This window comes from Mesorhizobium sp. M4B.F.Ca.ET.017.02.2.1 (assembly GCF_003998955.1).
Lineage (GTDB): Bacteria > Pseudomonadota > Alphaproteobacteria > Rhizobiales > Rhizobiaceae > Mesorhizobium > Mesorhizobium abyssinicae.
Window position 1 is genome coordinate 1 of the sequence record NZ_RZOF01000371.1, and the last position, 6,027, is coordinate 6,027.

A 6,027-nucleotide genomic window follows, 5' to 3' on the forward strand; every position below is an offset into this window, starting at 1 on the left:
GGCCGGCACTTATGATGCAAACGAAGCGTCGCGTGCTAGGTTCCGACCCGCCAACCGAACCAGCGCCAAAAGGGGAAACCATGAAGCGGCCACTCGAACCGTCGGCGGAGGCTCGCGGGCGCGTCGTCGGCATCACCGACGGCGTCTTTGCCATCGCGCTGACCTTGATCGTTCTCGAGATCAGGGTGCCGCCGCACGAAGCGGTCCATTCCGAGGGCGAGTTGCTGGCGGCGATCACGGCACTCGCCCCGCGCTTCCTGACCTATGCGCTGAGCTTCCTGACCCTGACCATCTTCTGGTTCGGCCAGCAAGCGCAGCATGGCCTGATCGCAAGATCGGACCGGCGGCTGGCAACGCTCAATCTCTGCTTTCTGGCCTTCATCGCGCTGCTGCCGTTCTCCACCGACCTGCTGGCCGATTTCCTCGAATTCCGGGTCGCGGTGCTCGTCTACTGGCTGAATCTTCTGATGCTTGGCGTGACGCTTTTCGCCAGCTGGTGGTACGCCGACAAGAACGAGATGCTGGCCGGCGACGTCGACGCCGAAACGAGGCGCACTGTCTACCAGCGCATCATCAAGGCGCAGATCCTGTGGGCGGTCGGCGCGGCACTTTGCCTGTTCAGCCCGCTGCTCAGTATCGCGTTCATCCTGCTGGCGCAGCTGGTCTATGCCGCCGCGCCGCGCGCCTCACTGCTGCGTAAATTCATCGGTTGAGGTCCCGCCGACATCGATGATCGTGGGTCCGCCGACGAACTCCACGGTGACGCCCGGCGATACCAGCTTGGCGAGTTCCCGTGCATCCCAGTTGGTCAGGCGCACGCAGCCATGGCTTTCGGTCTTGCCGATCTTGGACGGGTCGGGCGTGCCGTGGATGCCGTAGGTCGGCTTGTCCAGCGCAATCCACACCGAGCCGACAGGCCCGTTCGGCCCCGGCGGAATGGTCAGGATCTTGTCGTTCTGGCCCTGCTTGAAATTGATGCTCGGGTTGTAGGTGTAGTTCGGGTCGAGCGCGATACGCGACACGGTGTGAATGCCCGACGGCGATGGCGTGTCGGACGAGCCGATGGTGGCCGGATAGGCGGCGACCAGCTTGCCCGCAGCATCATAGGCGAAGACTTCCTTCTTGCCCTTGTCGGCCACGATACGGGCGACCGGCGTCGACACCAGCCTGCCGAAATTGGCAACCTTGATGATCGTGCCGGGGCGGTTGAAATCGAGGCCCTGATTGATCGACTTCAGATAGTTCTCGTCCATATGGAAACGCTCGGCCAGCGCTTCGGTGACGGAGGTGTAGCCCATGCGGTCGAGCTGCGCCTTCTGGCTGTAGTCTTCCGGGATCGACGCGACGTAGGGGCCGGCCGCGTCCTCGGGCGTGATCGTGTAGGAGGCGAACGCATCGCCGCCCGACTGCGCCAGCGCCGACTGAATGCCCACGGCGTCGGTCGAGCGCAGATTGCTGCCGGTGATCTCGTTGTAGGCGGCCAGCGCCTTGTCGACGTTGGAGCCGAATCGCCCGTCGATCACGCCCGGCGACGCGCCGGCGCGATCGAGCAGCACCTGCAGCGCCGCCACATCCTGGCGCGCGCCGAGCGACAGCGACGGGTCGACCGTGGCCTTGCCGCCGGTGTCCGGCGGCAGGGAAGCCTGCGTATCCTGATCCGGCTGCGCGGGGTTGATCGACGCCTCGTTCAGCGGTTGGCGCTTGACGGTATTCGGCTTCGGCGCCTCCGGGTAGGTGGCGGTGTTGCCTTCATCGTCCGGCACCGGGGGAAAGGCATCCACGGAATTGTCGCCATAGGGATCGTATTCGTCGGCCGGCGGCGGAATCACCCTGCCTTCCTCGTCCAGCTGCCTGCGGCGGAAGCGGGCCATGTCTTCGGGATCGTCGAGATAGTAGCGGTCGTCATCCTCGACCGGCGCGCGGCCGAGCTCCTGCATCCGCAGCTGCCGGCGCAGCGCCCTGCGATCGAGCCTGGTGCCCGGCGGCTGGATAGCGATGACCTTGCCGGTATCGGCATCGACTATGACGCGGTTTCCCCGGGCGTCGTAATAGACGTCGATGTTGCCGTCCTGGGCGAGAAGGATGCCGCCGGGAGCGCGGGCCTCCCTTTCCGCGCCGTCGCCACTCGGCGCCGCGAACGCGCCGGAAGACACCAATCCGGCGACAACAGCCGAAAGGCAGACGATCGTGCGCAACATTGTGGCCAACTCTCCGGTCCGTAATTGCCGCCGCGCGGCATGTCCCTTTGTGGCGAGCCCTTCGCCAGCAAACCATTTACCGAGCTTAAGGTTCCAACATGAACCGGGCATGAAGATGGCGGACTGCCGGCTGCTACAGCCCCAATTCCCTGCGTGTCTGTCTCGTCAGCTTGAGGACGACCAGGCGGTGGCTTTCGCCGAGATAGTCCTTCAGCGCCGCATCATCCATGCTCTGGCTTGTCTGGCGCTGGATCCATTTCATGCCGCGCGAGGCAAGATAGGGCGCGGGCCTGCAGCCTGGCTGCTCCTTCAGCACGTCATAGGCGATGTCGGAACATTTGAAGGTGACGAAGAGCTGTTCGCCCCCGTTCCAGCCACCAATGGCAAACACCTTGCCGCCGACCTTCCAGACGTGAGCGCCGCCCCACTGGACGACATGGGTCGCCCGGGGCAGCGAGGCGCAGAAGCTGTTGTAGTCATCTAGCGTCATGCGGGCCCCGCCATTTCAAACAAGAAGAACGGCGAAGCCCATTCAGGCTCCGCCGTTCCGGTAAGGCAAGGCGGTTCAGGCCGCCGCCTCGGTCGCCACGACCGTCGGCTTCGAGCGGAAGTTCAGCCGGTCGGAACCTGCGGTGACCTTGACTGTCGAGCCGTCGAGGATCTCGCCGAGCAGGATCTTCTCCGCCAGCGGATCCTGCAGCTCTTTCTGCATCACCCGCTTCAGCGGCCGCGCGCCATAGGCCGGATCGTAGCCCTTGGCCGCCAGCCACTCGATCGCGTCATGATCCAGCGACAGCGTGATCTTGCGGTCGGCGAGCAGGTTCTCCAGCCGCTTGAGCTGGATCTCGACGATGCGGTCCATGTCCTGCCGGCGCAGCCGGTGGAACAGGATCACCTCGTCGACGCGGTTGAGGAACTCCGGCCGGAACGAGGTCCTCACCACGCTCATCACCTCGTCGCGCACGGCATCGACATCCTGGTCCTCGCCGAGGCCGACGAGATATTCGGCGCCGAGGTTCGAGGTCATGATGATCAGCGTGTTGCGGAAGTCGACCGTGCGGCCCTGGCCATCGGTCAGCCGGCCGTCGTCGAGCACCTGCAGCAGCACGTTGAAGACATCCGGATGCGCCTTCTCGATCTCGTCGAACAGCACGACCTGGTAGGGCCGCCGCCGCACCGCTTCGGTCAGCGTGCCGCCTTCCTCATAGCCGACATAGCCGGGAGGCGCGCCGATCAGCCGGGCGACCGAATGCTTCTCCATGAACTCCGACATGTCGATGCGCACCAAAGCGTTTTCGTTGTCGAACAGGAAATTGGCGAGCGCCTTGGTGAGCTCGGTCTTGCCGACGCCGGTCGGGCCGAGGAACATGAACGAGCCTATCGGCCGGTTCGGATCCTGAAGTCCGGCGCGGGCGCGGCGCACCGCCTTGGAGACGGCCTGCACCGCCTCGCCCTGACCGACGACCCGCTTGCCGATCTCGTCTTCCATGCGCAACAGCTTGTCGCGCTCGCCTTCCAGCATCTTGTCGACCGGAATGCCGGTCCAGCGCGACACGATATGGGCGACGTGGTCGGGCGTGACCACTTCCTCGACCATGCCGGCCTTGCCGTCCTGCGTCTCGGCCTCCTTCAGCTTCTTCTCCAGCTCCGGGATCTTGCCATAGGCAAGCTCGCCAGCGCGCTGGAACTCGCCCTTGCGCTGGGCGATGGCCAGGTCGTTGCGCGCCTCGTCAAGCTGCTTCTTGAGGTCGGCGGCGAGCCCGAGCTTCTGCTTCTCGGCCTGCCATTTCGAGGTGAGCTCGGTGGACTCCTCCTCCAGCCCGGCAAGCTCCTTTTCCAGCCTGGCGAGCCGGTCCTTCGAGGCATCGTCCTTCTCGACCTTGAGCGCCTCGCGTTCGATCTTGAGCTGCATGATGCGGCGGTCGATCTCGTCCAGCGCCTCCGGCTTCGAATCGACCTGCATCCGCAGCCGCGAGGCGGCCTCGTCGACAAGGTCGATTGCCTTGTCCGGCAGGAAGCGGTCGGCGATATAGCGGTTCGACAGCGTCGCCGCCGAAACCAGCGCCGAATCGGAGATGCGCACCTTGTGGTGCTGCTCGTACTTCTCCTTCAGTCCGCGCAGGATCGAGACCGTGTCCTCCACCGTCGGCTCGTTGACGAACACCGGCTGGAATCGGCGGGCCAGCGCCGGGTCCTTCTCGACATGCTTGCGGTACTCGTCGAGCGTGGTCGCGCCGACGCAGTGCAGTTCGCCGCGCGCCAGCGCCGGCTTCAGAAGGTTGGACGCATCCATGGCGCCGTCCGCCTTGCCGGCGCCGACCAGCGTGTGCATCTCGTCGATGAACAGGATGATGCCGCCGGCGGCGGCCGTGACCTCGTTGAGCACGGCTTTCAGCCGCTCCTCGAACTCGCCGCGATATTTGGCGCCGGCGATCAGCGCACCCATGTCGAGCGCCATCAGCTGCTTGTCCTTCAGCGATTCCGGCACGTCGCCATTGACGATGCGCAGCGCCAGGCCCTCGGCGATCGCTGTCTTGCCGACGCCCGGCTCGCCGATCAGCACCGGATTGTTCTTGGTGCGGCGCGACAGCACCTGGATGGTGCGGCGAATCTCGTCGTCGCGGCCGATGACCGGATCGAGCTTGCCGGCGCGAGCGTCGGCCGTCAGATCCCGCGCGTACTTCTTCAGCGCATCATAGCCCTGCTCGGCGCTCGCCGAATCGGCGGTGCGGCCCTTGCGGACATCGTTGATGACCTGGTTCAGCGCCTGCGCGGTGACGCCGGCCTTGGACAGGATGTCGGCGGTCTTGGCCGACTTCTCCATGGCGAGCGCCTGCAGCAGCCGTTCGACGGTGACGAAACTGTCGCCCGCCTTCTTGGCCAGGTCCTCGGCGGTCGAGAACACCTTGGCCAGAGGCTGCGCCAGGTAAAGCTGGCCGTTGCCGCCTTCCACCCTGGGCATCGCCTCGAGCGCCGCCTCGACGCCGAGCTTGACGTCGCGGGCATTGCCGCCGGCACGCTCGATCAGCGACGCGGCCAGGCCCTCGTCGTCATCGACGAGCACCTTCAGCATATGTTCGGGCGTGAATTGCTGGTGGTTGCGCGAGAGCGCCATGGTCTGGGCGGACTGGATGAAGCCGCGCACGCGCTCCGAGTATTTTTCAAGGTTCATATCTGTCTCCTTCCATCACCGGCCCGCTTTGCGGCACCGGATCAGATTGCGGTGACGGACCCGCTCATTCGAGCCGGATCCTGTTCACGCGAGATATGGTGAAGGGGCACAGGGCTCTCAAGGCGTCCAGGCGGCGCGGGATGCATATTATTCCAGCGCCGCGCAAAACGAAAACGGCGGAGATTTCTCTCCGCCGCTTGATGACCTGAAAACCGGACCCGATCAGTTGTTGACGTCGGCAGCAACCGGATCGCTGGAGGCGCCGTCGGCCGGCGCCGGATTGTCCTCGGCCGGTGCGGCATTGCCTTCGACAGGGGCGGCATTCACCGGTTCGGCACCGGCATTGTCGCTGCCGGTTTCCACCTGGCTATCGGCCTGGTCGGCACCGGTTTCGTCGGCATTGCCGCGTGCACGGCGCGGACGGCGCTGGCGGCGCGAGCCGCCATTGTCGGAGGCCGCTTCGTTGCGCTCTGCCTGGGCAGCGAGAGCCGCCGGCGAAAAACTGTCGAACAAAGGCGCCTGCTCGGCCGCGACGGCCGGCTCCGCCGGGGAGGCGCTTTCCGGCTGCGCCGGCGCCTCGTTGCGGCGGTTCTGGTCGAAGCGCTGGCCGCCATTTTCGCCGCGCTGGTTATAATCACCGCGCTGGCCGTTCTGGCC

General features: G+C 65.5%; 4 protein-coding genes and 1 pseudogene. 1 reads left to right on the forward strand and 4 read right to left on the reverse strand.

Going from position 1 to position 6,027, the window contains the following annotated elements:
* Positions 1 to 80: 80 nt before the first annotated feature.
* Positions 81 to 713, forward strand: coding sequence for a TMEM175 family protein (locus EN738_RS29405; protein ID WP_127286711.1), 633 nt, complete (start codon positions 81 to 83; stop codon positions 711 to 713).
* Here the strand turns inward: EN738_RS29405 and EN738_RS29410 are convergent.
* The 4 genes and pseudogenes from EN738_RS29410 to EN738_RS29425 all read right to left on the reverse strand — a co-directional run.
* On the reverse strand, positions 687 to 2,198 hold the full coding sequence (locus tag EN738_RS29410; protein WP_127286712.1) for a L,D-transpeptidase family protein: 1,512 nt from the start codon (positions 2,196 to 2,198) through the stop codon (positions 687 to 689). The genes EN738_RS29405 and EN738_RS29410 overlap by 27 nt on opposite strands.
* A 133-nt stretch (positions 2,199 to 2,331) precedes the next feature.
* The gene (locus EN738_RS29415) at positions 2,332 to 2,688 is read right to left on the reverse strand and encodes an MmcQ/YjbR family DNA-binding protein (protein WP_127286713.1); all 357 of its coding nucleotides are present in this window, start codon (positions 2,686 to 2,688) and stop codon (positions 2,332 to 2,334) included.
* 75 nt (positions 2,689 to 2,763) lie between these two features.
* Entirely contained in the window at positions 2,764 to 5,370 is a 2,607-nt protein-coding gene (gene clpB, locus EN738_RS29420) for an ATP-dependent chaperone ClpB (protein WP_127286714.1), read from the reverse strand.
* A 222-nt stretch (positions 5,371 to 5,592) separates the two neighbouring features.
* Positions 5,593 to 6,027 (reverse strand): annotated as a pseudogene (locus tag EN738_RS29425) (hypothetical protein); the annotation flags it as partial.